This window comes from Kaistia geumhonensis (genome assembly GCF_030815145.1).
In the GTDB taxonomy this organism is placed as follows: Bacteria; Pseudomonadota; Alphaproteobacteria; order Rhizobiales; family Kaistiaceae; genus Kaistia; species Kaistia geumhonensis.
In genome coordinates, this window is the sequence record NZ_JAUSWJ010000001.1 from 2,386,884 (window position 1) to 2,411,450 (window position 24,567).

A 24,567-nucleotide genomic window follows, 5' to 3' on the forward strand; every position below is an offset into this window, starting at 1 on the left:
CGCTACTGCGCGGCCTCGCTGGCGTCGGCATGCGCTTCGTGGACCTTGAGGTCGTCGAGGCGCGGCATCGCGATGATGTTGTAGCCGGAATCGACGAAGTGGACCTCGCCGGTGACGCCGGAGGAAAGCTCCGACAGGAGATAGAGCGCCGAGCCGCCGATCTCCTCGGTCGAGACGGTGCGGCGGAGCGGGGCGTTCTTCTTCTGGAAATTGTACATGAGCCGCGCATCGGCAATGCCCGCGCCGGCCAGCGTGCGGACCGGCCCTGCCGAGATCGCGTTGACGCGGATCTCGTCACCGCCGAAATCGACCGCGAGATAGCGCACCGAGGATTCGAGCGCCGCCTTGGCCACGCCCATCACGTTGTAGTTGGGCGAGACGCGGGTGGAGCCGCCGAAGGTCAGCGTCACCATCGAGCCGCCCCGGTTCATGATCGCCGCGGCGCGCTTGGCGATCTCGGTGAAGGAGAAGCAGGAGATGAGCATGGTGCGCGCGAAATTCTCGCGCGTCGTGTCCGCATAGCGGCCCTTCAGTTCGTTCTTGTCGGAGAAGGCGATGGCATGGACGAGGAAGTCGATGCCGCCCCATTCCTGCTTCAGCGTCTCGAAGACCTGATCGACCGAGGCGAGATCCTCGACATCGCAGGGGATCATCAGCTTGGCGCCGATCGAGTCGGCGAGCGGCTTGACGCGGCGCCCGAAAGCCTCGCCCTGATAGGTGAAGGCGAGCTCGGCGCCATGGGCCGCGAGCACCTTGGCGATGCCCCAGGCGATCGAGTGATCGTTCGCCACACCCATGACGAGGCCGCGCTTGCCGGCCATCAGCGTCGTCGTCGTCATTGCGTGTCTCCCGGCAGTCAGCCTGCGTAGCGCTGGAAGACCAGCGAGGCGTTGGTGCCGCCGAAGCCGAAGCTGTTGGAGAGCACGGTGTCGATTTTCGCGTCGTCGATGCGCTCGCGCACGATCGGCATGTCGGCGAAGGCCGGATCGAGCTCGTCGATATGGGCCGACTTGGCGATGAAGCGGTTGTTGAGCATCAGGAGCGAATAGATGGATTCGTGGACGCCGGTCGCGCCCTGCGAATGGCCCGTCAGCGACTTGGTGGCCGAGATGGCCGGGCAGTCGTCGCCGGCGCCGAAAACCTCGCGGATCGCCTCCATCTCCTTGAGATCGCCGATCGGCGTCGAGGTGGCGTGCGGGTTGATGTAGTCGATGCGCTCGCCGACGGTGGCGATCGCCTGGCGCATGCAGCGCGCCGCGCCCTCGCCCGAGGGCGCGACCATGTCGGCGCCGTCCGAGGTGCAGCCATACCCGACGATCTCGCCATAGATGCGCGCGCCGCGCGCCTTGGCCACCTCGAGCTCTTCCAGCACCAGCACGCCGGCGCCGCCCGAGATCACGAAGCCGTCGCGGTTGACGTCATAGGCGCGCGAGGCGACCGACGGACGGTCGTTGTAGCGCGAGGAGAGCGCGCCCATCGCGTCGAAGAGCACGGTCAGCGTCCAGTCCAGCTCCTCGCAGCCGCCGGCGAACATGCGGTCCTGCTTGCCGTACTGGATCATCTCGTAGGCGTTGCCGATGCAGTGGTTCGACGTCGCGCAGGCCGAGGAGATGGAATAGTTGACGCCCTTGATCTTGAACCAGGTCGAGAGCGTGGCGGATGGCGAGGACGACATCGCCTTCGGCACCGCGAGCGGCCCGACCTTCTTGGAGGAGCCGGAGGCGAGCGCCTTCTGCGCCGATTCGACGATCGTGCGCGTCGAGGGGCCGCCGGACCCCATGATGATGCCGGTGCGCTCGTTGGAGATGTCGCTCTCCTCGAGCCCGGCGTCGCGGATCGCCTGGTCCATGGCGACATGGTTCCAGGCGGTGCCGCCGCCATGGAAGCGCATCGCGCGCCGATCGACCACTTCGGCCGGATCGAGCGTCGGCGCGCCGGCGACATGGCTGCGGAAGCCGTGCTCGGCCTGCGAGGCGGCGAAGGAAATGCCGCTCCTCGCCTCGTGCAGGCTCGCCAGCACCTCCTGCGTGTTGTTGCCGATGGACGAGACGATGCCCATCCCGGTGACGACGACCCGCTTCATGGTCCGCTGTCCTTCCAATAGTCGATCCGCCTGGCCCCCGCCCGGCAGCCGATCAGCCACCGGCCGGCACGGCGTCGCCCTTGAACAGGCCGACGCGCAGGTCCTTGGCGCGATAGATGGTCTCTCCGTCGGCCTTAAGCCAGCCGTCGGCGATGCCGAGCACCAGTTTGGAGCGGAGAACGCGCTTCAGGTCGACGCCATATTCGACGCGCTTCACGCTCGGCAGCACCATGCCGGAGAACTTGAGTTCGCCCGTCGACAGCGCCCGGCCGCGCCCCGGAGAGCCCGACCAGCCGAGGAAGAAGCCGAGCATCTGCCAGAGGGCATCGAGGCCGAGGCAGCCCGGCATCACGGGATCGCCCTTGAAGTGGCAGGCGAAGAACCAGAGGTCCGGCGTCACGTCGAGCTCGGCCCGCACATGGCCCTTGCCGAACTCGCCGCCTTCCTCGCTGATCGAGGTGATGCGGTCGAACATCAGCATCGGCGGCAGCGGCAGCTGCGCGTTGCCTTCGCCGAAAAGCTCGCCCCGGCCGCAGGCCAGCAGCTGCTCGTAATCATAGTGCGACGGGCGGTCTTGCATGCCGTCAGTCTACCTCTCTTCGGCGCGCGGGCTGGTTTTCACGGCCATTCGGCGCCATATGCGTAAGGTCCGGCGCTCCTCGCCGCGAGGGAGGCGCCGCCGGACCGAGGCCTTCCTAACATAGGCTCCCCGCGATCGAAAGCCCGTGCGGCGGCGGCTCTCGAGGTTGCAGCGGGACCGAGAGCGTCGCCGGGTCGCTTTGCCGGCAGAGGAGCCGAATGACGTCTCCATTCTCTACTGAGCGGGTCCGATCCGCAGCACTTGCGATGGCGGCGCTTCTCGCGTCTGCCCCGCCGGCCCCGGCCCAGACGCTGTTCAATCAGCCGTCCATCGGCTTTACGCCGCCTCCGGTCGTCAGGACTACGCCGCCGGTCACGGCGCCGTCGGTCGTCAGGACAGTGCCGCCGGTGACGGTGCCCTCGCTCAACGCCAACCAGTGCCAGCTCTCGGCCGGGTCCTGCCCGACCGGACGGCTGATGCGCTCGGGCTCGCGCTGCTACTGCGCCAGCGGCGACGGCACCGCCCGCCAGGGCGCGAGCCGCCCGCGGCCGCAGGACGCGAGGCCCTCGGCCGCGCCGCAGTAGAGCGCCGCCTCAGCCGCGCTCGGGGAACAGCGCCACGAGACCCTCGCGGCTCGCCTTCGCGACGCCGCGCTCGGTGACGAGCCCGGTGACGAGCCGGGCCGGCGTCACGTCGAAGGCCGGATTGGCGGCCTTCGTGCCCTTCGGCGCGAGACGGACCTTCACGATCGTTCCGTCGCCGGCGATGCCGGAGATATGCGTCACCTCGTCGGGCGCGCGCTCCTCGATCTCGATCTCCGCGACGCCGTCGCCGATTCGCCAGTCGATCGTCGAGGAGGGCAGCACGACATAGAAGGGCACGCCGTTGTCATGGGCGGCGAGCGCCTTCAGATAGGTGCCGATCTTGTTGCAGGCGTCGCCATTGGCGGTCACGCGGTCGGCGCCGACGAGGCAGATGTCGACCGCGCCATGCTGCATCAGGTGGCCGCCGGCATTGTCGGCGATCAGCGTGTGCGGCACGCCATGGGCGCCGAGTTCCCAGGTCGTCAGGCTGGCGCCCTGGTTCCGCGGCCGCGTCTCGTCGACATAGACATGGACGGGAATGCCCTGGTCATGGGCGTGGTAGACGACGCCGAGCGCCGTGCCCCAGTCGACGCAGGCGATCCAGCCGGTATTGCAGTGGGTGAGGATGTTGACGGGGCCGGAGCGGCCCTTCTCCTCCCAGATCTCGCGGATCAGCGCCGCGCCATGGGCCGCCATCGTCTCGTTGGTGCGGATGTCCTCGGCATGCAGCCGGTCGGCCGTGGCGAAGGCCGCGGCGGCGCGCGCCTCGGGGGCCAGCGGCTCCATCTCGGCCCGCACGATGTCGAGCGCCCAGCGGAGATTCACCGCGGTCGGGCGCGCGGCATAGAGCGCGTCATAGGCGCTCGCGAGATTGGCGTCGGACGGATCGGCGGCGAGCGCCATCGCATAGCCATAGGCGCCGGTGACGCCGATCAGCGGCGCACCGCGTACCACCATGCGCTTGATGGCGTCGATCGCCTCGGCCACCGTGGCGATGGTCAGCGTCTCGAAGCGATGCGGCAGCAGCGTCTGGTCGACCACGGTCACCGCGGCCCCGTCGCCCTCGCGCCAGATCGAACGATAGGCGACGCCGTCGACTTTCATATCCTTGCCTCCAGTTGGTCCGCCACGTGGCGGAAAGGGGATGACCCCGGCGGTGTTATCGAGTAGAGGCGGAGCGGTTGCCGTTCAACCCCGGCGCGGTCGGAGCGACCGCGCAGAATCCCGTCCCGAGCGCGCAAGAGCCGTCCGAGCCAGCCCGAGAGCCACCCGATGTCGAGCCATCCCATCCGCGCCGTGCTGACCGATATCGAGGGCACGACCTCGTCGATCGCCTTCGTCAAGGACGTGCTGTTTCCCTTCGCGCGCACCCGCCTCGCCGGCTATGTCGCAGAGCATGGCGACGAGCCTGCCGTCGCAGCCGCTCTCGCCGATGCGCGGCGTCTGGCGGGCGACGAGACGCTCGATCGCGACGGCACCGTCGCGCTGCTGCAATCCTGGATCGACGCCGACCGGAAGGCGACGCCGCTCAAGACGCTGCAGGGCCTCATATGGGAGGACGGCTACCGCTCGGGAAGCCTCAAGGGCGACATCTATCCCGACGCGGCCGAATTCCTCGCCCGCTGGCGCAACGAGGGCGTCGCGCTCTATGTCTATTCCTCCGGCTCGGTGCTCGCGCAGAAGCTGATCTTCGGCCATACCGAGTTCGGCGACCTGACGGTCCTGTTCTCGGGCTTCTTCGACACGACGGTCGGCCCCAAGACCGACCATGCCTCCTATGCCGCCATCGCCGAAGTGGCCGACCTGCCGCCCTTCCGCATGCTGTTCCTCTCCGACAACACGGCCGAGCTCGACGCCGCCCGCGAGGCCGGCTTCCGGACCATCGCGCTCGACCGCGGCGAGGTGGTGCTGCCCGAGGGCCACGGCCATCCCGTCGCGACCAACTTCTCGCAGATCGACGCGCTCGAAGGCACGCTGAAGGCCTGACCATGACCACCGGGGGGAAAGGGGCGGCGACGGCCGTCGGCGCCGTCGCGATCCTGCTGTGGTCGTGCCTCGCGCTGGTCACCAGCCTGTCGCGGGCCATCCCGACATTCGAGGCGCTTGCCATCACCTTCGCCATCGGCGCGGTGACACTCTCGCTCTGCTTCCTGCCGAGGCAGGGCTTCGGCGGCATTGCGCGCTCGTTCCGCCTCTGGCCGGCCCGGGCCTGGGCGCTCGCGATCATCGGCATCTTCGCCTATCACGCGCTCTATTTCGTCGCCTTCCGCCTGGCCCCGGTCGGGCCGGTGACGGTCATCAACTATCTCTGGCCGCTCGCCATCGTGCTCTTCGCCGGGCTGCTGCCGGGCGGGGACAGCCGGCTCGGCTGGCCGCAGCTCGCGGGCGGCCTGATCGGCTTCGCCGCGACGGTGCTGCTCGTCGGCACGGGCAGCCTGACCGAGACCGCGGGCGCGCCGGCCCCGCTTCTCGGCTATGCCGCCGCGCTCGCCTGCGCCGTCCTCTGGGGACTCTATTCGGTTCTGAACAACCGCATCGCCGCGCCCGGCAGCGAGCCGATGATCGGCGTCTGCGCCGCCATCGCCGTGCTCGGCGCGCTCGGCCATGTCGCGACCGGCGAAACCTTCGTCATGCCGGACGGACGGGCGGCGCTCGCGCTGCTCGCGCTCGGCATCGGCCCGGTCGGCGCCGCCTTCGCCGCCTGGGACCATGCGACCAAGAAGGGCAATATCGCGCTTCTGGGCGCGCTCTCCTATGCGACGCCGCCGCTCTCCATGATCCTTCTGGTCGTCGCCGGCGAGGCGGAGCCGAGCTGGCGGCTGCTCGTCGCGACGCTGCTCGTCGTCGCCGGAGCCGCCCTCGCCGCGATGCCGGCCCGCCGCCGCTGACGGCTCCGCCGCGGCGTCAGGACGCCGCCGCGATGCCGTGCGGCAGCACATAGGGCGTGCCGTCTCCGGTCAGCCCGACCGCGAGCGCGACGCCGAACACATCCTCGATCAGCCCGGCCGTCAGGACCTCGGCCGGCGGCCCGTCCGCAGCGATGCGGCCCTTGCGGACGACGACGATGCGGTCGGCATGGCGCGCGGCGAGGTTGAGGTCATGCAGCACGGCCACCACCCCGCCGCCGGCGCGCGCGAATCGCTGCGCCGCCGCGAGCGCCATCAGCTGGTGGCGGAGGTCGAGGCTCGAGGTCGGCTCGTCGAGGAACAGCCACGCCGCCTGCCCGCCCGGACAGGGCTCCGGCAGCTGGCAGAGCACGCGCGCGAGATGGACACGCTGCTGCTCGCCGCCCGAGAGCTGCTGGTAGAGGCGGCCGCCGAATCCCGAGAGATCCACGGCCGAGAGCGCCGCCACGACGCGGTCGTTGGCGGCGCGGCGGTCGCGCGCGGCGAGCACGCCGAGCCGCACCACCTCGTGGACCGTGTAGGGGAAGGCGAGCGAGGAGGCCTGCGGCAGCACGGCGCGGCGCGCGGCGAGCGCCCGCGGCGCGAGGCGCGCGAGGTCCTCGCCGTCGATGGCGACGCGACCGGCTGCCGGCGCGATTTCCCCGGTCAGCGCGCGGACAAGCGTCGACTTGCCGGCGCCGTTCGGGCCGACGATGGCGGTGACGCTGCCCGGCCGAAGCGCCAGCGAGACGCGATCGATGAGGACGTTCCCGCCAGCACGGATGGTGATGTCTTCGGCTGTGATCATCGCGGCGTCCGTTCAGAGATCGACGACGCCGCGCCGGCGCAGCAGGATCGAGACGAAGAACGGCGCGCCGATCAGCGCCGTCACGATGCCGATCGGCAGTTCAGCCGGAGCGACGGCGAGGCGGCAGATGATGTCGGCGCCGATCAGGAGGCTGGCGCCGAGCAGCGCCGCGGCCGGCAGCAGCGTGCGATGCTCCGGTCCGATGCCGAGGCGCAGCAGATGCGGCACGACGATGCCGACGAAGCCGATGACGCCGGTGAAGGCGACCGAGACGCCGACCATGACCGCGACGGCGAAGACGATCACCGTCTTGAGCCGCTCGGTGTCGACGCCGAGATGGTGCGCCTCCGCCTCGCCGAGCACGAGCGCGTCGAGGCCGCGCGCGACGACGGGCGAGAGCGCCAGCACGGCGAGGATCGGCGGCGCGGCGAAGGCGATCTTCAGCCAGGTCGCGCCTGAAAGGCTGCCCATGGTCCAGAAGGTCAGCTCGCGCAGCTGTGCGTCGGTCGAGCGGAACACCAGCCACGAGGTGATGGCGCCCGAGAAGGCGCCGATCGCGATGCCGGCCAGCAGCATGGTCGCGACCGAGGTACGGCCCTGGCGGGTCGCGATCGAGTAGAGCACCAGCGTCGTCGCGAAGCCGCCGAGAAAGGCCGCGACCGGCAGGATGCCGATCGACAGCACGGCGGCGATCGGCGCCAGCAGCGCCGCGCCGGTGATGATGGCGGCGACGGCCCCGAGCGCGGCGCCGGACGAGACGCCGACGAGGCCGGGATCGGCGAGCGGATTGCGGAACAGCCCCTGCAGCATCGTGCCCGACACGGCGAGCGCGGCGCCGACCAGCGCGCCGAGCAGCAGCCGCGGCAGGCGGATGTCGACGAGGACAATCCGCTCGGTCACGTCCGCCGCCGGCCGCCCGGCGAGCCAGTCGCCGAGGATGGCGATTACGCGGCCGGCCGGCAGGCCGTAGGGTCCGGTCGCGAGCGCCGCCGCCATGACGGCGAGGAGCAGGACAGCCAGCAGCGCCACCACGACGCGCGCGCGGGCGCGCCGGTCACCGGCCGGCGCCGCGGTGAGCGCCATGGTCATCGCGCCGATCCGATCGAAAGGTCGGGATAGAGCGCGGTTGCGAGATCGCGCGCCGCGTCGGGCATGCGCGGTCCGAAGCCGAGCAGATAGAGGCCGTCCATCACGACGAGCGACTTCGCGCCGGCTGCCGGCGTCGCGGCCAGCGCCGGAATGCCGAAGATCGCGGCCGGATCGGGCCTGTCTGCGCCGGGCCGGGTCATCATCACGACGCTCTCGGGCATCGCCGCGGCCATCGCCTCGGGCGAGGCCGGCTTGTAGCCCTCGACCGTGCCGAAGGGATTGACGGCGCCGGCTGCGGCGAGCATGGCGTCGGCGGCGGTGTGGCCGCCGGCCGCGAGCAGGCGGTCGCCGCTCGAGCTCATGAGGAAGATGGCGCGCTTGCGCTTGTCGGCCGGGATCGCGTCGATCGCGGCCGCGAGCGCGTCGGCGCGGGCGGTGACGTCGGCGGCGAGCGCCTTGCTCTTCTCCTCCTCGCCGATCACCGCGCCGATCAGCGCGATCTTCCCGGCGATGCCCTCGGCGCTGTAGGGCTCCGGCAGCATCACGACGGGCACCGAGGCGGCGAGCAGAAGGTCGAGCGCCTCCTTCGGACCCGATCCCTCGACGGCGAGGATGAGGTCGGGCTTCACCGAGAGCACGCTTTCGGCGGAGAGCGCGCGCATATAGCCGACATCCGGCTTCTTCAGCGCCTCGGGCGGATAGAGGCTGGTCTGGTCGCGCGCGACGATGCGGTCGCCGGCGCCGAGCGCGTAGAGGATCTCCGTCACGGCACCGCCGATCGACACGATCCGGTCGGCGCTCGCGATCGTCACCGTTCGCCCGCGCGCATCGACGACGCTGCGTTCGGCCGCGATCGATTGCTGGATGGCGAAGAGCGTGATCAGGAGCGCCGCGGCGAAGGCCGCGCCGAGCCGCAGCTGGCGCGGCGCGGGAAAGAGGTGAAGCGGCGTGTGGAAGAGCGGAAAGGTGCGCATCGTCGCGGCTCCGGTCACTTGTTGAGGATGAGCTTTCCGACCCGCGTCAGGCGCAGGCGGTAGTCGTCGGCGCCATGGCGGATGATGACCTCGCGCCCGCCCCGCAGCAGGGCTTCGCTGGTCACGATCGGCGGCCCGCCGGCCTCGCGGCCCTCGGCGGGCGCTGAGGCCATGGCCGGCATCGGCTCGGCTTCGGGATCCGGCATGGATGTTCTCCGCCTTTGCGCCGCTTCGGCAGCGGCAGTCTTGAACACTTCCAAGTTGCGAACCGTTCGCAACTAATTACTTGACTGCCATACTCACCTTTCCTAAGGATCGCAACGAGAGATTTTGATCAGGCCGCCGGACGATCCCGCCCGGCCGCCTCTGCCGAGCCCGCCCGTCCGGCCGCCCCTCCGCGGTCCGCGCCAGCCAGCCAGGCCCTTCCACCGTCCTGTTCCTGGGGGCTTTGATGCGCATGGCGCGACTGAATGCCCGGCTTCTCGCCGGCTCCGCTTTCCTGACCTTCCTGTCCGCGACCGCCGGCATCGCGAGCGCCCAGCAGGCCTCGACCGAGGAAACCGTCAATCTCGACGCCGTCGTCGTGCAGGCCGGCTCGGGATCAGGTTCCGGCACCGGCGATGCGAGCCCTGCCGTGACATCCAAGGAAGGCACCGCCCTCGTCACGACGACGACGCAGCAGGAGCTCACGGACCGGATGATCGAGTCCTGGCAGGGCTTCGGTCAGCGCGCGGAGCCGAGCGTCAACTTCTCGACGCAGAGCAACAGCATCAATGTCCGCGGCCTCGGCGAGAACAACGTTCTCACGACGATCGACGGCATCCGCCTGCCCTGGCTCGGCTCCGGCGATCCGCGCGGCGTCACCGGCGGCCTTTCGACCTTCGATTTCAACGCGCTGACCGCGATCGACATCGTGCGCGGCGCCGATTCGAGCGTCGTCGGCTCGGGCGCCATGGGCGGCCTCGTCGCGCTCACCACGCTTTCGGCCGATGACGTGATCACCGAAGGCAAGAAGTGGGGCTTCATCACCAAGAACATCTATTCGAGCGCCAACAACGCCTTCACCACGTCGAACGCGATCGCCGGCAAGATCAACGACACGTCGGTGCTGGTGCAGGGCTCCTATGTGACGGGCCACGAGACGGAGACCAACGGCGATACGGGCGGCTATGGCACCAGCCGCACGGAAGCCAATCCCGAGGACTTCGAGAACTACAGCATCCTCGGCAAGCTCACGCACAGCATCGACAACGTGCACACCTTCACGCTCACCGGCGAGACCTTCCAGGCCAACTCGTCGACGGACGCGATGGCGAGCCAGTCGCTGACCGGCAACTACCGGCCCGGCAACTACACGACCGGCGAGGACGGCTCGCGCCAGCGCCTCTCGCTCACCTACGACTATGACGCGGCGGCGGCGGGCGGCTTCGCCGACAAGGCGCAGGCGATCCTCTACTGGCAGAATCTCGAACTCACGGATTCGACCAATGCCTGGCGCTCGACGAGCGTGATCGGCCCCTATATCCGCGAGAACACCAACCAGATCCAGGAATACGGCTTCACCGGCTTCGCCGAGAAGGCGCTGACGCTCGGCGGCTACGAGAACCGCTTCACCTGGGGCGGCGAGTTCTACATGACCGACACGAGCCAGTACTCGGCCGGCCTCGACAACTGCCCGCCGAATGCCAAGACATCGCCCTGCTCGATGCTGCACACCAACCAGGCCGACATGCCGGATGCGCAGGGAACGACCTTCGGCATCTATGCGCGCGACGAGATCGCCGTCGGCAACAACGTGTTCCTGACGCCGGGCCTGCGCTACGACTGGTACCAGCAGGTGCCGCAGGAGACCGCCGGCTACGGCAACGGCAACGAGGCCTATATCGGCCTGCCGGACACGTCCTCGGGCTCCAAGTTCTCGCCGAGCCTGCTCGGCACCTGGAAGGCGACCGACAAGCTCTCCTTCTATGCGCAGTGGGCGCAGGCCTTCACGGCCCCGACCCCGAGCCAGCTCTACCTGACCTATGGCGGTCCCGGCGCCTATCTCTCGATCGGCAATCCCGACCTCGAGGCGCAGGAGGGCACCGGCTACGAGATCGGCACCAAGTTCGGCGACGACCAGCTCGGCGGCAGCCTCGCGGCCTTCACCAACTTCTACAAGAACTTCATCGACTCGGAGAGCCTGACGGCGGCCGAGGCGGCGGAGCGCGGCTACGACATCCGCGAATATCCGTTCGGCATCACCGAATATGTGAACCTCGAAAGCGTCAACATCTACGGCATCGAGGCGCGCGGCAGCTGGAAGTTCGCTCCGAAGTGGCGCACCTGGGGCTCGCTCGCCTGGATGGTCGGGCAGGACCTCGCCAACAACACCTATCTCGACAGCGTCCCGCCGCTGAAGGGCGTGATCGGCGTCGGCTATGCCGATGTCGAATGGGGTACCGACCTGCTCGTGACCGCCGCCGCGGTGCATGCGCAGACTTCGACCGCCTTCCAGGCCCCGGCCTATGCGGTTGTCGACTGGACCGCGTGGTGGACGCCGGCGAAGCTGCCGGGCCTGCGCGTCCAGGCCGGCGTCTTCAACCTCTTCGACGAGACCTACTTCAACTATCTCGACGTGCCGGCCTCGGTCACCGCGTCCAGCTCCAATCTCGACTTCTATTCCGAGCCCGGCCGCAACTACCAGGTGAACCTCACCTACCAGTTCTGACCGGCGCCGTTTGCCGACGGCTTCGCGGTGCGGTGGTGTGGTGACTCCGCCCCGCGCGAGGGGGGAGGTCCTTCGAGGCCTCCCTCCTCATCTCGTTCATCGACACCATGTTCACCGACGCACCCGAACGGCACGCAAAAGAGGATCACGCCATGTTCATCGCCATGAACCGCTTCAAGGTCAGCAAGGGCTCCGAGGAGGCCTTCGAGGAGGTCTGGCGCAGCCGCGACCGGCATCTCGACGAGCTCGAGGGCTTCGTCGACTTCCATCTCCTGAAGGGACCCGAGGCGGACGACCACACGCTCTATGCCTCGCACACGGTCTGGCAGACCCGCGAGCATTTCGTCGCCTGGACCAAGTCGGAACAGTTCCGCAAGGCGCATCAGGGCGCCGGCGACCGCAAGCCGATGTTCCAGGGCCATCCGGTCTTCGAGGGCTTCGAGAGCGTCATCGGCGCCTGAGGCCTGCCTGGCCGCGCCGTCATGGCGCGGCCTCCGAGCCTTGCCGCCGGCCGCGGACCGGACTATATGGCTTTCATCGCTTTACTGATGATAAGCTTTATATATCAATTCCGGTCCGCATTTTCCGCGACCCGCCCCCGGGCCGCGCGGTGCCGACCGCGAGGTCCGCATCGATGTCCAGCCCCGCTCTTCCCGCCGGCGCAGAGCCGGCGCCGCGCGATCCGCACTACAAGTGGGTCGCGCTCAGCAACACGACGCTCGGCATGCTCGCCGCGGCCGTCAACGGCTCGATCCTCCTGATCAGCCTGCCGGCCATCTTCCGCGGCATCCATCTGAAGCCGCTCGAGCCGAGCAACGTCAACATCCTGCTCTGGTCGATCATGGGCTACATGGTGGCGACATCGGTGCTCGTCGTCACCTTCGGACGGCTCGGCGACAGCCTCGGCCGGGCGCGGATCTACAATCTCGGCTTCCTCATCTTCACGATCTCCGCCGTGGCGCTCAGCCTGATGCCGGGCGACGGCGCCTTCGCGGCCTGGTACCTGATCGCGGTGCGCATCATCCAGGGCGTCGGCGGCGCGATGCTGATGGCGAATTCCACCGCCATCCTGACCGACGCCTTTCCGGCCGAGCAGCGCGGCCTCGCGCTCGGCATCAACACCATCGCGGCGATCGGCGGCTCCTTCATCGGACTGCTGATCGGCGGCCTGCTTGCCGATATCGACTGGCGGCTGGTGTTCTGGATCAACGTCCCGTTCGGCGTCGTCGGCACGGCCTGGGCCTACTGGAAGCTCAAGGACCGCACGGCGCCGCGCCGCCGCCCCGTCGACTGGGCCGGCAACATCACCTTCGGCATCGGCCTGATCCTTGTGCTGATCGGCATCACCGAGGGCATCCAGCCCTATGGCAGCCACGCCATGGCCTGGACGAGCCCGGAGGTCGTGACGCTGCTCGTCACCGGCTTCGCGCTGCTCGTCGCCTTCCTCGTCATCGAGAGCCGCGTCGCCTATCCGATGTTCGACCTGACGCTGTTCCGCATCCGCCCCTTCTCCGCCGGCAATCTCGCCAGCCTGCTCGCGGCCATCGGGCGCGGCGGGCTTCAGTTCATGCTCATCATCTGGCTGCAGGGCATCTGGCTGCCGCTGCACGGCTACTCCTTCGAGGAGACGCCGCTCTGGGCCGGCATCTTCATGCTGCCGCTGACGCTCGGCTTCCTGGTCGCGACCCCGGTCTCGGGCTGGCTGTCGGATCGTCACGGCGCGCGGCCCTTCGCTGTCGCGGGCATGCTGATCGGCGCGGCGAGCTTCGCGGCGCTCATGCTGCTGCCGCCCGACTTCCCCTACTCCCTCTTCGCGCTGTTCCTGTTCCTGAACGGCCTCGGCTCCGGTCTCTTCATCGCCCCCAATTCGACGGCGATCATGAATTCCGTGCCGCCGGCCGAACGCGGCCAGGCCGCCGGCATGCGCGCGACAACCCTGAACGCCGGTCAGGTGCTGTCGATCGGCATCTTCTTCAGCCTGATGATCCTCGGGCTCACCGAGAGCCTGCCTTCGGCCATGCATGCGGCGCTCGTCGCAAAGGACGTTCCCGATGCGGTGGCGACGCAGGCAGCCTCCGCCCCGGCCGTGGCGAGCCTCTTCGCGGCCTTTCTCGGCTACAACCCGATGGGCGAGCTCATTCCCGCGGCGACGCTGGCCGGCCTGCCCGCCGCGGCGGAGATCACCGGCAAGACCTTCTTTCCGCATCTCATCGCCGAGCCCTTCATGCACGGGCTCGTCTTCGCCTTCACCTTCTCGATGATCCTCAACCTGCTGGCGGCGGCCTTCTCCTATCTCGCCGGCGGCAAGTTCGTGCACGAGCAGGCAGTCCCGATGCATGTGCATGGCCGGGTGCCGCGGCCGGAGCCGGCGGGCGAGATTCCCGCCGTCGAATGAGGCGGAGCCTCGCGAAGGCGTGACAAAGAGCCGATTGCGGACATCAGTCTTACGCTATATCTTGAGACATATCGTAAGAAGGCCTGGACAATCCGATGACTGCAATCGACCACCTGCCGCATGCGATCCGCCGCGTGCGGCACGAGACCCGTCGTCGCCGCCTCACCGTGGCGGAGGCGACGCTGATCACGCCGCGCATGAAGCGCGTCGTCCTCTCCGGCGACATGGACGGTTTCGTCAGCCTCGGCGCCGACGACCACATCAAGCTGTTCTTCGAAGGCGCCGATGGCGCGGCGCTGATGCGCGATTTCACGCCGCGCGCCTTCGACGTCGCGGCGGGCACGCTCACCATCGACTTCGCGTTGCACGAGGCCGGTCCGGCGGCCGAGTGGGCCGTCGCGGCGAAGCCCGGCGACATGCTGGAGCTCGGCGGGCCGCGCGGCTCGGCGGTCGTGCCGCATGATTTCGACTGGTACTGGCTCGTCGGCGACGAGACCGCTCTGCCGGCCATCGGCCGCTTTGTCGAGGAGCTCGGCAGCGGCGCCAGGGTGATGACCGCGGTCGCCATCGCGGATGCGGGCGAGCGCCAGACCTTCGGGACGAAGGCCGACTGGACCGCCCTCTGGGCCGAGCGGGCAGTGAACGGCCCGGACGACGCGGCCGCGCTCCTCGCTCTTCTCGACGCGCGCCCCATGCCCGCCGGCGACGGTTATATCTTCGTGGCGGCCGAATCCTCCGTCGCCCGCGCCATCCGCGCCCGCCTGCTCGAGCGTGGCCATCCCCGCGCGCAGATGAAGGCGGCCGGCTACTGGACGCGCGGCCTCGCGGACGCCCACGAGCGCATCGAGGACTGAGGCTCAGAGTTCGGCGAAGCCGGCCTCCGGATCGACGAGCCCGTGCAGCCGGTGGGCCGCCACCTTGCCGAAGGCGATCATCATCGCCTTGCGGCGCGCAGCGGTGAGCGGCGTGCGCGGCGGTTCGCGCAGGATTTCGGCGCCGTAGCCGTCTGCGAGGATCAGCCCGGCCTCGGCCGGGAAGATCTCCGCCGGCACGCCCGCATGGCTGGCAAAGAACAGCGCGTCGCAATAGGGGCCGTAATCCAGCCATTTGCGATCGGCCCGGAAATCCTCGATCGACGACTTGATCTCGACGATGGTGATCTCGCCCTGCGGACCCAGCGCCACGATATCGGCGCGCCGTCCATTGCCGAGCCCGAGCTCGGTCACCACCGCATGGCCGCGCGCACGGAACAGCCGCCCCACGCCGCGCTGCAGGGCATGGGCCATGTCGGATTGCCGCCCGTCACGCGGGACGGCGATGGCTGGGGAATAAACCATGAACGCAAGTCTACCGCCGGTCGGGAGCGCCGTTCAAGAGTCGGGTTGCGTGGTCATGTCCGGATGGCCGAAGGGCACGGCCCACCCCGATCCTTGCGCAGCTACCGCCAGCGATTGTGCAGCCAGAGCCACTGGTCGGGATGCTCGCGCACCCAGCCCTCGACCACCGACATGACCAGCGCCGTTCCGGCGGCGACGTCGATCTTGCCCTCGGCGTCGCGCGGCATGTCGAGCGGCGGCGTCAGTTCGACGCGGAAGCGGCCGTCCGGCAGGCGGATGGTCCGCGCCCCATGCACCGGGCAGTCATATTGCCGGGCGAGCCGGGCGACGAGCGGGTTCGCCGAGACGGGGCGGCCAAAAAAGGGCACGCGCGGTCCGCCGGTATGGTGCTGGTCGGTCAGGAGGCCGAGATGCTCGCCGCGATCGAGCGCCGCCGCGACCTCGAAGGTGGCGCCACGGCCGGAGGCGACGAGCTTGCCCATCAGTTCCTCGCGCCGCGCCATCAGGTCCTGGGCGATGCGGTTGTTGCTCGGCATGCGGAAGAGCGCGACGACCGGCAGCCCGAAGCGGGCCGCGACGACGGCAAGAACCTCCCAGTTGGCGAGATGAGCGGAGAAGATGATACCCGGCTTGCCGTCCTCGCGCAGCGCCAGGAACTGGTCGAGGCCCTCGATCTCGGTGCGGCCGCGCTCGGGATGGAGCGGATCGATATCGATGAGCTGGTCCAGATGGACATATTCGACGACGGTATGGCCAAGGCTCTCCCAGGCCCCGTCCAGGATCGCCCGCCGCTCCGCCTCGGTCTTCTCCGGAAAGGCTGCGGCGAGATTGGCGAGGGCGAGTTTCGATTCCGGCACGAACCGCCCGACGAAGCGGGTGAGGCGGGCGCTGAGCCAGCCGGCCTTCTTCGGCCCGAGCAGCCGCACGAAGCCGATCGCCCCGCGCACCGTCGCTGCGATGACGGCATTGACCGCCGGCGAGCGCAAAAGGCGCTTGCCGAATTCCTTGCGGCGGCGCCGCCGCTCGGCTCTCGTCATCGGCGCCTCAGAGCATCACGATGATCTTGCCGAACACCTGCCGGCTTTCGATCCGGTGCAGCGCATCGTCGAGATTGTCGAGCGTGACGACGCTGTCGATCACCGGCGACACCACGCCCCCCGCGATCTTGGCCAGCGCATGGGCGATGTTCTCCATGCGGCAGCCGAAGGAGCCGATCAGGCGCAGCTGCTGCTGGTAAAGTTGAAAAAGGTTGATTTCTGTTGAAATTCCCGTGGTCGAACCGCAGGTGACGAGCGTGCCGCCGCGGCGCAGCGAGAACATCGAGCCGGCCCAGGTGTCGACGCCGACATGCTCGAAAACGACGTCCACGCCGCGCTTCTTGGTCAGCTTGCGGACGACGCCCTCGAACCGCTCCTCGCGGTAGTTAATGACGTGATGGGCGCCGAGCGCCTTCGCTTTCTCCGCCTTCTCGGCGCTGCCGACGGTGGTGATGACCGTCGCGCCGGCCGCGCGGGCAAGCTGGATCGCCGCGGTGCCGATGCCCGATCCGCCGGCCTGGACCAGCACTGTCTGCCCGGCCTCCAGCCGCGCATTGTCGAACAGCATGTGCTCGACCGTGCCGAAGGTGACCGGGGTGCAGGCCGCGTCGCGCAGCGAAACGCCGTCCGGCGCCGGAACGACGAGGCGCGCCTTCATCGTCACATAGTCGGTGGCGAGACCGTCGATATGGAAGCCGCGCACGCCGGCGACGTTCTCGCAGAGATTGTCGCGCCCGGCATGGCAGGCCGGGCACATGCCGCAGGTCTCGGCGCCGTAGATCGCGACGCGCTGCCCGACGGCGAGCCCCTCGACGCCGGGACCGATGGATTCGATCGTCCCCGCGGCCTCGGCCCCGACCGTCAGCGGCAGCTTGCGCCTCGCGAAGGCCATGCCGCGCCAGCCCCAGACGTCGATATGGTTGAGCGCGACCGCGCCGATCTTCAGCCGGACCTCGCCCTCGCCGGGCGCGGGCGCCATCGGCACGTCGACGATCGAGAGCTTGCGGTCGGAGAGGAGCTGAAGGGCGCGCATCGGTTCCCAATCCATGGCCGCGGAAGGGCGGCCGTCGAAGAATGGCAGGCGCCGCCCGAAGGGGCGGCGTTCATGATCAGGCTATTAGCGGGTCATCCGCGGCTGCGCCAGTGTTCCCGGCCGAAAGGGAACGCCGGTCAGGCCGGCTCGGCGGCGATCAGCAGGCAGGCATTCTGTCCGCCGAAGCCGAAGGAATTCGACAGCACCATGGAGACCGGCACGTTGCGGGCAACGTTCGGCACCACGTCGAGCGGGATCGACGGGTCGGGCGTCTCGTAATTGATCGTCGGCGGCACGACGCCGGAGAGGATCGTCTTCAGCGAGAACACCGCCTCGATGGCGCCGGCCGCGGTCAGCGTATGGCCGATCATCGACTTGTTGGACGAGATCGGCAGCGACTTCATGCGCTCGCCGAACACGGCCTCCAGCGACATCGCCTCCATCTTGTCGTTTTCGGGCGTGCCGGTGCCGTGCGCGTTGACGTAGTCGACATCCTCGATCGCCGCGCCGCCGTCCTCGAGCGCCTGGCGGATGGCGGCGATGACCGGCTTGCCATCGGGCGTCGAGCGGGTGCGGTGGAAGTCGTCGGCCTTCTCGGCAATGCCGCGCACGATGCCGAGAATCTTCGCGCCGCGCGCCCTGGCCGCGTCATAGTCCTCCAGCACCAGCGCGCCGGCGCCTTCCGCCATCACGAAGCCGTCGCGATCCTTGGAGAACGGCCGCGAGGCCTTCTCAGGATCGTCGTTGCTGGTCGAGAGCGCCGAAAGCAGCGAGAAACGGACGAGACCCTCGATGCGCACCGAGCCGTCGGTGCCGATCACCAGCGCCGCTTCGGTATCGCCGCGCCGGATCGCCTCGACGCCGAGCTGGATCGCCGAGGCGCCGGAGGCGCAGGCCGTCGACAGCCCGATCGGCGCGCCGCGCGTGCCGAAATGATCGGCGATGCGGTCGGCGACGCAGCCATAGAGTGCGAACTCGTAGGTGTCGGGATCGTTGAGCTGCAGAACGCTCTGGATCATGCGGTCATAGGCGTCGCCCGTCGCGCCATCCGTGCCGGCGAAGAAATCGCGCCGCGCCGGCCACTCGATCTCGACCGGCGGCACCGCCATGAACAGCATGCCCGGGAAATCGCCGGGGGCGCCAATGCCCGATTCCGAGACCGCTTCCTCGGCGGCGAGGCGGGCGAGCCGCTCGGAGAGGACCGGCGAGCGAACCTCGTCGGGAAAGAGGAAATCGACCGTGCCGGCGATCGTGGTTCGCATATGGTCGGTCGGGAAGCGCGTGATGCGGTGAATGCCCGACTTGCCGGCGGTCAGCGCCGCCCAGTTGTCGTCGACGCCCTGGCCGAGCGAGGACACGACGCCCATGCCCGTCACCGCCACGACCGGCCGCCCGAGATGATCGCGTGTCTTGCCCATCGCTCGCCCTTCCACGTCAGATATGGCCCCCAGCCGCCTCACTCGGGCGGCGATGGAGCCTCAGCCCGCCGCCTCGACCAGCGCCATGCCCTCGCCGCGCCAGAAGCCCCAGCTCGTCGCCAGGATCTTCGACGGCGTCTCGGCGGGGCGCTCGATGCCGGTATCGTCGGTCGGAAGATAGAAACCGCGGCGGCCGATCGCCAGTGCGGCCAAAGCGACGCGGATCGGGAAATCCGCCTCGATCGCATTGCCGATCAGCGTCTGCGTGGCGCGGATGCCGTCGACGCGCTCATCGGCGGCGAGATCCTCCCAGAGCGCACGTTCTTCGGCCGTCGTCGCCGGGATGCCGTTGGCTCCCGAGAGGACAGCCGGCGTAAAGCCGCCGAAATGGCGCGACAATTCGTCGAACTGCCGGCTCGCGACGGCAGCTGCCTCGCCAGGACCACGGCGGCTGCGGCCAGAAAGCACGCCCGTCAGCTTCGCATAGGCGGTGCGCCCGCGCGCCTCAGCATGCGCGCGCGATTCGAGAACCAGGAAGGCGCCAGCCGAACCGGTGATCATGCCGCCCTCGCCGCTCGCCCCGCGCTGCCACACGGTCTTGGGCGCGCCCTGCCAGAGCGTTCGGCCCATGGCGAGCGAGAGCAGCATGTCCTTGCGCTCGGCATTGTAGGCGGCGCCGACGAGGAAGAGGTCGCCCTGCCCAGCGGCAATGCGGCGGGCCGCGACCTCGACAGCCGAAACGCCCGCGATCTCCTCGCCCATGAAGGTGCGCGAGGACCCGGTCACCTTGTGGACGATCGAGATATTGCCGGCGAGTAGGTTCGAGAGCTGCGCAAGGAAGAGCGTCGGACGAAGGTCGTTGGCGAGATGCTCGTTGAGGAAGGAGGCCGGATCCGCCGCCGTCTCGAGCCCTTCGAGGATCTGGCCGTCGACCGCGAGATCACGCTCGCCGCCGCCGGCGGCGACCACCATGTCCATGCGCGCGAGGCGCTCGAGATCGCCGGCAAGGCCGGCATCGGCGAGCGCGAGACCCGCCGTATAGGTGCCGAGCCGCTGCCAGGTCTCCATCTGCCGCTGGTCGGCGCGGCGCGGGATCTGGCGGTCGAGCTCGAGCGGCACCATCGGGAAGACGGGGAAGGGCTTGAACTTCTCCGTTTCCGGGGCCGTGGGGCTGCCGCCGTCGACCGCGAGCGCCTGCCAGTGGGCGTCCAACCCCTCGCCGAGCGAGGAGATGAGGCCGATGCCGGTGACGAGGACGTCGTTCGCCGCGGCGCTCATGTCGCCTCTCCAGCACTGGTCGCGATGGCCCGCGACAGTCCCATGGTCGCGGCGCGCTCCAGGAGAGAGGTGCGCAGCTCCTCGGCCGGGAAATCCATGATGCGCAGCGTCAGCTCGGCATCGCAGACCGGGCCGTCATGCTCGATGCGCGCCTTGGTGACGGTGAAGCCGGAGCCGTCATGCTCAATGCGCGCATGGACGTCGAGCACCGTTCCCGGCCCGACGAATTTGCGGAACTTGGCCTTTTGCACGCCCATGAAGAAGGGCATGCGGGTGAGCCCGTTCATGCCGAGGATCAGGAAGCCGGAGGCCTGGGCCATCGTCTCGATGAGCAGCACGCCCGGCATGATCGGATAGCCCGGAAAGTGTCCTTCGAAGACGGGGCTCGCCTCCGGGACATTCGCCTTGGCGTGGATCGTTCCGGCAGCGGCGTCGAAGGCGACGACGCTGTCGATCATCTGGAAATATTCGAGACGCATCGCGCCGTCAGGCGTTCTTCTTGGCGATCAGCTCGTCGATATGCGCGCAGAGGTTCTTGAGGACGAAGTATTCCTCGACCGAAGCCTTGCCCGCGTTCACTTCCTGCGTCCACTGCTCGAGCGGAATCTTGATGCCGAACTTCTTGTCGAGCGCGAACACGATGTCGAGGAAGTCGAGGCTGTCGATGCCGAGATCGTCGATGGCGTGCATCTCGGGCGTGATCTTCTCGCGGGGGATCTCGCTCGTCTCGGAGATCACATCGGCAACGATGTCGAACGTGGATGACATGACGGTCCGTGGTCCTATGTTCTCGCGGCCTCAGAATGGTCAGGCCGGCCGCATCGAGGCGGCACGAGCCGCATGCGCTGCCGCCCGGCCAGTCCGGAGGGCCGGATAGCGAAGCAATGGCTGCCGTCCTGATACCGTGGACTGTCGCGAAATACCAGCCTGTCGGGTCGCCGCACCCCTGGCCTTGCGCTCATGCGCCCACCGGCACGACATCGACGGCGACATCGAGCGTATGGTCGCCCGACGTGACGATCACGCCATCGGCCGGCGCGGCATCGGAATAGTCACGGCCGACGGCCAGCACGACATGATCTTCGGCGGCGAAGACGCCGTTGGTCGGGTCGAGCCCGACCCAGCCGGTCTCGCGGCCGCACCAGACCGCGACCCAGGCATGGGTCGCGTCGGCGCCTTCAAGACGCGGCCGCCCCGGCGGCGGCTCGGTACGCAGGAAGCCCGAGACATAGGCGGCGGGAAGGCCGATCGTCCGGAGCCCCGCGATCATCACATGCGCGAAATCCTGGCAGACACCGGCCTTCTGCGCGAAGGCGACGGCGGGCAGCGTCGTCACGTCGGTCGCGGACGGGTCGTATTTGAAATCGGCCTTGATCCGCTTGGTCAGATCGAATGCCCCGTCGAGGATCGGACGGCCGGCGGGGAAGCTCTTGCGGACATAGGCGGCGATCACCTCGTCCAGCGCCACAAGGCGGCTCGGAAACAGGAAATGCACCGGGGACTGCGGGCCGAGATCCGATTCGGCGACCGCGTTGCGGCGGATCAGCTCGAAGGGCGGCGTCAGCATGGGCAGCGGCGCCTCCGCCGCCTCGACCAGCACGCGGGCGCGCGTCTCGAGCCGCAACTCGCTATGCGGGAAGGAGAAGGCGACCGTGGTCAGCCAATTGCCGAAGAAGTCCCGCGTATCGTGCCGCTCGGTCGGCTGCGGCCGGATCGAGAGCTCACAGGCGACGACCCGCTGGCCGGGGCGGTCGACGGGGAGCAGGCGCAGCACCTGGCGCGCGAACGGCACCGGCGAGGCATAGCTGTATTCGGTCACCTGACGGATGTCGTAGAGCAAGACTAGTCTCCGCCCTCGACCGGCGGCGATGGCCGGCGATGGGTGAAATAAGCGAGCGCGATCTCGTCGGAGATGCGCATCAGCGTCTGCTCGTAGCCGATGATCGTGTCGGCATCGACGGCAGCAGCGTCGGCGGTCTCGAGCTCCGAGGCGAGGCGCGAGGCGAGTCGGTCGGCCGGCGCGAGGATGCCGGCCGGGGCATGGCCGGGAAGGCTCGACAGCGAATGGCGGACCCGCTCGGCCTGGAAGGCGAGCGCGCGCGGATTGCCGGCATCGAGCAACACCAGATCAAGCGCCGGCACCCGCGCCGCCTGCATCACATAGCGGATGCGATAGGTGATCTGGCTGTCGGCGATCTCGAGCAGCGCGTCGAGCTCGGCGCCGCCGGTGCCGAGGCCGCAAAGCCGCGCGGCGCGGGCGACCGCGAGGCCGCGATCGATGCGGCGGCCCATCTCGAGGAAGCGCCAGCCATTGTGGCGGACCATGTTCTCCTGCGCGAGGCCGGAAAAGGCGGCGACGATACGGAGCGCCTCGCTGGCCCGCTCATGCATGTCGCTGCCGGTATGGGCGGCGAGCGGACGGTTGAGCAGGATCTCGAGATCGGCGACGGCGCGCCAGGCATCGGGCGACAGACGGTCGCGGATGACGGAGGCCGCGCGGCGCGAGGCCTCGGCGAGACGGGGGGCCGTGTTGAAATTCTCGCGGTCGGTGAGGGCGGCGAGAGCGAGGCGCGCCGGCTGGGCTGGCCCCTTCTCGAAATCGGCCGCGCCGGACGAGGTCAGGATCGTGACGAGCCGCGACACTGCGCCGCTGCCGGCCTCGACATCGACCAAACGGCGGGCGATGGCGCGCACGACGCGCAGCGCCTGCTCGGTGCGCTCGACATAGCGGCCGAGCCAGAAGAGGTTTTCCGCCGCGCGGCTCGGCAGCGTCGAGGTCGCCCGGCGCAGCGCCACCTTGTCGGGCGAGGCGAGCAGCGTCGTCTCGGCGACCGGTCCATCGGAGAGCACCCAGACATCCGCCGAGGTGCCGCCTTGCTGCAGCGTGACGGCACGCGCGTCGGCCCGGTCCGATATCCGGCAGAAGCCGCCGGGCATCACCTTCCAGCCATCTGCCGTCTGCGCTACATAGAGCCTGAGAATCGAAGGCCGCGGCTCCAGCCGCGCGTCCTCGCCCTCCCCGCGCCAGACCGGCGTCGTCGAGAGCGTCACCGCTTCCTGGCCGACATAATCCTGGCCGCGCCGCGAGATGGCGTCGATCAGCTTCGCCTTGTCCTCGGGCGAGAGGTTGGCGCCGAGCACCGGGCCACGCGCCAGGATGCCGGGGAGCGTCGGGGCAAGGGCGGGCGCGATCACCATGCGGTCGAACTCGGCCACGACATGGTCGCGCTCCAGCGTCTGGCCGCACCACCAGGTGGCGACATTCGGCAGGATCAGCTTCTCGCCGAGGATGCGCTCGGCAAGGCCGGGCAGGAAGCCCATCATCGCCCGCGCCTCGACGACGCCGGAGCCGAGCGCATTGGCGATCACGACATTGCGCCGCCGCACCGCGCCGGCGAGGCCCGGCACGCCGAGCCGCGAGGCGGGGTTCAGTTCGAGCGGATCGGCGAAATCGGCGTCGAGGCGGCGCAGCAGCACGTCGGTGCGCTTTAGCCCCGTGATGGTGCGCATGTAGACCGTGTCGTCGCGGACCGTCAGGTCCTCGCCCTCGACCAGCACGAAGCCGAGATAGCGGGCGAGATAGGCGTGCTCGAAATAGGTCTCGTTGAGAGGGCCCGGCGTCAGCAGCGCGACGCGCGTCTCCTCGTGGCGGTTGAGGGCGTTGAGGCCGGCGCGGAACGCCTGGAAGAAGCCGGCCAGCCGCTCGACATTGAAGGCGCGGTAGATGTCGGGAAGCGCCTGCGCCAGCGCGATGCGGTTCTCCAGCGCGTAGCCGGCGCCGGACGGCGCCTGCGTACGGTCGGAGACGACCCACCAGTCGCCGTCGGGGCCGCGTCCGACATCGACAGCATAGATGCGCAGGTGGTGGCCGCCGACCGGCTCCGACCCGACGAGCGGGCGCAGGAATTCCGGGCTGCCGGCGATGATGGCGGCCGGCAACGCGCCGTCGGCGGCAAGACGGCCCTCGCCATAGGCATCACCGAGAATGGCGTCGAGCAGGCGGGCGCGCTGGATGAGCCCCGCCTCCAGTTGGCGCCATTCCTCCGGCGCGATCAGGAAAGGCACATGGGCGAGCGGCCACGGCCGCTCGTCGCCGTTCTCCGCGCCATAGACGCGCAGCACGACGCCCGATTCGGCGAGATGGCGGTCGGCGAGGGCGAAGCGGTGCTGCAATTCGCGCCCGCCCAGCTCCGCCATGGTCTGCACGAAGCGCTGCCAGTGCGGACGGATGCGTCCGTCGCGGCCGATCAGCTCGTCGGCCACTCCCGGCAGCGGCCGGTAGTGGCCGACGAGGCGCGCCGCGCGCTCGGCGACGGCCCGGTTTCGGCGAAGGGTCTCGCGCGGCGGCACGGCGGC

Annotated in this window: 24 protein-coding genes; 7 read left to right on the forward strand and 17 right to left on the reverse strand. The window is 69.3% G+C overall.

The window, feature by feature from the left end:
* Window positions 1-2 precede the first annotated feature (2 nt).
* The 3 genes from fabI to fabA are packed head-to-tail and all read right to left on the reverse strand — an operon-like array spanning window position 3 to window position 2,663.
* Window positions 3-839, reverse strand: a complete 837-nt coding sequence (fabI, locus tag QO015_RS11330) for an enoyl-ACP reductase FabI (protein WP_266279353.1) — start codon at window positions 837-839, stop codon at window positions 3-5.
* 17 nt (window positions 840-856) lie between these two features.
* Complete coding sequence (gene fabB, locus QO015_RS11335) at window positions 857-2,083, reverse strand: beta-ketoacyl-ACP synthase I (RefSeq protein WP_266279352.1); 1,227 nt, start codon at window positions 2,081-2,083, stop codon at window positions 857-859.
* A 52-nt stretch (window positions 2,084-2,135) separates the two neighbouring features.
* Window positions 2,136-2,663 carry a 3-hydroxyacyl-[acyl-carrier-protein] dehydratase FabA gene (gene fabA, locus QO015_RS11340; protein ID WP_266279351.1) on the reverse strand — a complete coding sequence of 176 codons (528 nt, stop codon included), beginning with the start codon at window positions 2,661-2,663 and terminating at the stop codon, window positions 2,136-2,138.
* Window positions 2,664-2,929: 266 nt separating this feature from the next.
* Between fabA and QO015_RS11345 the strand changes: the two genes are divergently transcribed.
* A complete protein-coding gene (locus QO015_RS11345) occupies window positions 2,930-3,247 on the forward strand; it encodes a hypothetical protein (RefSeq protein ID WP_266279350.1) in 318 nt (105 codons plus the stop codon).
* Window positions 3,248-3,256: 9 nt separating this feature from the next.
* On the opposite strand, the gene mtnA is transcribed toward QO015_RS11345, so the two are convergent.
* Window positions 3,257-4,351, reverse strand: coding sequence for an S-methyl-5-thioribose-1-phosphate isomerase (gene mtnA, locus QO015_RS11350; RefSeq protein ID WP_266279348.1), 1,095 nt, complete (start codon window positions 4,349-4,351; stop codon window positions 3,257-3,259).
* Window positions 4,352-4,519: 168 nt separating this feature from the next.
* Between mtnA and mtnC the strand changes: the two genes are divergently transcribed.
* Window positions 4,520-5,233, forward strand: coding sequence for an acireductone synthase (gene mtnC, locus QO015_RS11355; RefSeq protein ID WP_266279346.1), 714 nt, complete (start codon window positions 4,520-4,522; stop codon window positions 5,231-5,233).
* A gap of 2 nt (window positions 5,234-5,235) precedes the next feature.
* Complete coding sequence (locus QO015_RS11360) at window positions 5,236-6,135, forward strand: DMT family transporter (protein ID WP_266279344.1); 900 nt, start codon at window positions 5,236-5,238, stop codon at window positions 6,133-6,135.
* 16 nt (window positions 6,136-6,151) lie between these two features.
* On the opposite strand, the gene QO015_RS11365 is transcribed toward QO015_RS11360, so the two are convergent.
* From QO015_RS11365 to QO015_RS11380, 4 genes are read right to left on the reverse strand one after another with little or no spacing between them, the layout of a single operon-like run.
* Window positions 6,152-6,940 carry a heme ABC transporter ATP-binding protein gene (locus tag QO015_RS11365; protein ID WP_266279343.1) on the reverse strand — a complete coding sequence of 263 codons (789 nt, stop codon included), beginning with the start codon at window positions 6,938-6,940 and terminating at the stop codon, window positions 6,152-6,154.
* A 12-nt stretch (window positions 6,941-6,952) separates the two neighbouring features.
* A complete protein-coding gene (locus QO015_RS11370) occupies window positions 6,953-8,029 on the reverse strand; it encodes a FecCD family ABC transporter permease (protein ID WP_266279342.1) in 1,077 nt (358 codons plus the stop codon).
* Entirely contained in the window at window positions 8,026-9,003 is a 978-nt protein-coding gene (locus QO015_RS11375; protein ID WP_266279340.1) for a heme/hemin ABC transporter substrate-binding protein, read from the reverse strand. Before QO015_RS11375 ends, QO015_RS11370 begins: the two co-directional genes overlap by 4 nt.
* A gap of 14 nt (window positions 9,004-9,017) precedes the next feature.
* Window positions 9,018-9,209 carry a hemin uptake protein HemP gene (locus tag QO015_RS11380; protein ID WP_266279339.1) on the reverse strand — a complete coding sequence of 64 codons (192 nt, stop codon included), beginning with the start codon at window positions 9,207-9,209 and terminating at the stop codon, window positions 9,018-9,020.
* Between the two features lie 251 nt (window positions 9,210-9,460).
* Between QO015_RS11380 and QO015_RS11385 the strand changes: the two genes are divergently transcribed.
* The 4 genes from QO015_RS11385 to QO015_RS11400 all read left to right on the forward strand — a co-directional run bounded on the left by QO015_RS11385 (window position 9,461) and on the right by QO015_RS11400 (window position 14,962).
* Window positions 9,461-11,713: a TonB-dependent hemoglobin/transferrin/lactoferrin family receptor gene (locus QO015_RS11385; RefSeq protein WP_266279337.1), complete on the forward strand. Its 2,253-nt coding sequence runs from the start codon at window positions 9,461-9,463 to the stop codon at window positions 11,711-11,713.
* Window positions 11,714-11,865: 152 nt separating this feature from the next.
* Window positions 11,866-12,174, forward strand: coding sequence for a heme-degrading protein HmuQ (gene hmuQ / locus QO015_RS11390; protein WP_266279336.1), 309 nt, complete (start codon window positions 11,866-11,868; stop codon window positions 12,172-12,174).
* Between the two features lie 173 nt (window positions 12,175-12,347).
* Window positions 12,348-14,108, forward strand: a complete 1,761-nt coding sequence (locus QO015_RS11395; protein ID WP_266279335.1) for an MFS transporter — start codon at window positions 12,348-12,350, stop codon at window positions 14,106-14,108.
* A 95-nt stretch (window positions 14,109-14,203) separates the two neighbouring features.
* Window positions 14,204-14,962 carry a siderophore-interacting protein gene (locus tag QO015_RS11400; protein ID WP_266279333.1) on the forward strand — a complete coding sequence of 253 codons (759 nt, stop codon included), beginning with the start codon at window positions 14,204-14,206 and terminating at the stop codon, window positions 14,960-14,962.
* 3 nt (window positions 14,963-14,965) lie between these two features.
* Here QO015_RS11400 and QO015_RS11405 read toward each other — a convergent pair whose 3' ends face one another.
* The 9 genes from QO015_RS11405 to QO015_RS11445 all read right to left on the reverse strand — a co-directional run bounded on the left by QO015_RS11405 (window position 14,966) and on the right by QO015_RS11445 (window position 24,561).
* Entirely contained in the window at window positions 14,966-15,445 is a 480-nt protein-coding gene (locus QO015_RS11405; RefSeq protein ID WP_266279332.1) for an MmcB family DNA repair protein, read from the reverse strand.
* Between the two features lie 101 nt (window positions 15,446-15,546).
* Complete coding sequence (locus tag QO015_RS11410) at window positions 15,547-16,482, reverse strand: lipid A biosynthesis lauroyl acyltransferase (RefSeq protein ID WP_266279331.1); 936 nt, start codon at window positions 16,480-16,482, stop codon at window positions 15,547-15,549.
* Between the two features lie 7 nt (window positions 16,483-16,489).
* Window positions 16,490-17,515, reverse strand: coding sequence for a zinc-binding dehydrogenase (locus QO015_RS11415; protein ID WP_266279330.1), 1,026 nt, complete (start codon window positions 17,513-17,515; stop codon window positions 16,490-16,492).
* A 137-nt stretch (window positions 17,516-17,652) separates the two neighbouring features.
* Window positions 17,653-18,933 (reverse strand): beta-ketoacyl-ACP synthase, encoded by a 1,281-nt coding sequence (locus QO015_RS11420; protein WP_266279329.1) that lies wholly within the window; start codon window positions 18,931-18,933, stop codon window positions 17,653-17,655.
* Between the two features lie 60 nt (window positions 18,934-18,993).
* Window positions 18,994-20,211, reverse strand: a complete 1,218-nt coding sequence (locus QO015_RS11425) for a beta-ketoacyl-ACP synthase (protein WP_266279328.1) — start codon at window positions 20,209-20,211, stop codon at window positions 18,994-18,996.
* On the reverse strand, window positions 20,208-20,690 hold the full coding sequence (locus tag QO015_RS11430; protein WP_266279327.1) for a 3-hydroxyacyl-ACP dehydratase FabZ family protein: 483 nt from the start codon (window positions 20,688-20,690) through the stop codon (window positions 20,208-20,210). Before QO015_RS11430 ends, QO015_RS11425 begins: the two co-directional genes overlap by 4 nt.
* A 7-nt stretch (window positions 20,691-20,697) precedes the next feature.
* Window positions 20,698-20,979 (reverse strand): acyl carrier protein, encoded by a 282-nt coding sequence (locus tag QO015_RS11435; protein ID WP_266279325.1) that lies wholly within the window; start codon window positions 20,977-20,979, stop codon window positions 20,698-20,700.
* A gap of 190 nt (window positions 20,980-21,169) precedes the next feature.
* On the reverse strand, window positions 21,170-22,051 hold the full coding sequence (locus tag QO015_RS11440) for a transglutaminase family protein (RefSeq protein WP_266279324.1): 882 nt from the start codon (window positions 22,049-22,051) through the stop codon (window positions 21,170-21,172).
* Between the two features lie 2 nt (window positions 22,052-22,053).
* Complete coding sequence (locus tag QO015_RS11445) at window positions 22,054-24,561, reverse strand: circularly permuted type 2 ATP-grasp protein (RefSeq protein ID WP_266279322.1); 2,508 nt, start codon at window positions 24,559-24,561, stop codon at window positions 22,054-22,056.
* Window positions 24,562-24,567 lie beyond the last annotated feature (6 nt).

Excerpts from the sequence above, each read along its gene's own strand:
- mtnA (WP_266279348.1), bottom strand. The coding sequence starts at position 4,351 with ATGAAAGTCGACGGCGTCGCCTATCGTTCGATCTGGCGCGAGGGCGAC.
- QO015_RS11420 (WP_266279329.1), bottom strand. The coding sequence starts at position 18,933 with ATGGGCAAGACACGCGATCATCTCGGGCGGCCGGTCGTGGCGGTGACG.
- fabI (WP_266279353.1), bottom strand. The coding sequence starts at position 839 with ATGACGACGACGACGCTGATGGCCGGCAAGCGCGGCCTCGTCATGGGT.
- hmuQ (WP_266279336.1), top strand. The coding sequence starts at position 11,866 with ATGTTCATCGCCATGAACCGCTTCAAGGTCAGCAAGGGCTCCGAGGAG.
- QO015_RS11360 (WP_266279344.1), top strand. The coding sequence starts at position 5,236 with ATGACCACCGGGGGGAAAGGGGCGGCGACGGCCGTCGGCGCCGTCGCG.
- QO015_RS11365 (WP_266279343.1), bottom strand. The coding sequence starts at position 6,940 with ATGATCACAGCCGAAGACATCACCATCCGTGCTGGCGGGAACGTCCTC.
- QO015_RS11425 (WP_266279328.1), bottom strand. The coding sequence starts at position 20,211 with ATGAGCGCCGCGGCGAACGACGTCCTCGTCACCGGCATCGGCCTCATC.
- QO015_RS11385 (WP_266279337.1), top strand. The coding sequence starts at position 9,461 with ATGGCGCGACTGAATGCCCGGCTTCTCGCCGGCTCCGCTTTCCTGACC.
- QO015_RS11435 (WP_266279325.1), bottom strand. The coding sequence starts at position 20,979 with ATGTCATCCACGTTCGACATCGTTGCCGATGTGATCTCCGAGACGAGC.
- QO015_RS11415 (WP_266279330.1), bottom strand. The coding sequence starts at position 17,515 with ATGCGCGCCCTTCAGCTCCTCTCCGACCGCAAGCTCTCGATCGTCGAC.
- mtnC (WP_266279346.1), top strand. The coding sequence starts at position 4,520 with ATGTCGAGCCATCCCATCCGCGCCGTGCTGACCGATATCGAGGGCACG.
- fabA (WP_266279351.1), bottom strand. The coding sequence starts at position 2,663 with ATGCAAGACCGCCCGTCGCACTATGATTACGAGCAGCTGCTGGCCTGC.
- QO015_RS11380 (WP_266279339.1), bottom strand. The coding sequence starts at position 9,209 with ATGCCGGATCCCGAAGCCGAGCCGATGCCGGCCATGGCCTCAGCGCCC.
- QO015_RS11370 (WP_266279342.1), bottom strand. The coding sequence starts at position 8,029 with ATGACCATGGCGCTCACCGCGGCGCCGGCCGGTGACCGGCGCGCCCGC.
- QO015_RS11430 (WP_266279327.1), bottom strand. The coding sequence starts at position 20,690 with ATGCGTCTCGAATATTTCCAGATGATCGACAGCGTCGTCGCCTTCGAC.
- QO015_RS11410 (WP_266279331.1), bottom strand. The coding sequence starts at position 16,482 with ATGACGAGAGCCGAGCGGCGGCGCCGCCGCAAGGAATTCGGCAAGCGC.
- QO015_RS11400 (WP_266279333.1), top strand. The coding sequence starts at position 14,204 with ATGACTGCAATCGACCACCTGCCGCATGCGATCCGCCGCGTGCGGCAC.
- QO015_RS11375 (WP_266279340.1), bottom strand. The coding sequence starts at position 9,003 with ATGCGCACCTTTCCGCTCTTCCACACGCCGCTTCACCTCTTTCCCGCG.
- QO015_RS11395 (WP_266279335.1), top strand. The coding sequence starts at position 12,348 with ATGTCCAGCCCCGCTCTTCCCGCCGGCGCAGAGCCGGCGCCGCGCGAT.
- QO015_RS11345 (WP_266279350.1), top strand. The coding sequence starts at position 2,930 with ATGGCGGCGCTTCTCGCGTCTGCCCCGCCGGCCCCGGCCCAGACGCTG.
- QO015_RS11405 (WP_266279332.1), bottom strand. The coding sequence starts at position 15,445 with ATGGTTTATTCCCCAGCCATCGCCGTCCCGCGTGACGGGCGGCAATCC.
- fabB (WP_266279352.1), bottom strand. The coding sequence starts at position 2,083 with ATGAAGCGGGTCGTCGTCACCGGGATGGGCATCGTCTCGTCCATCGGC.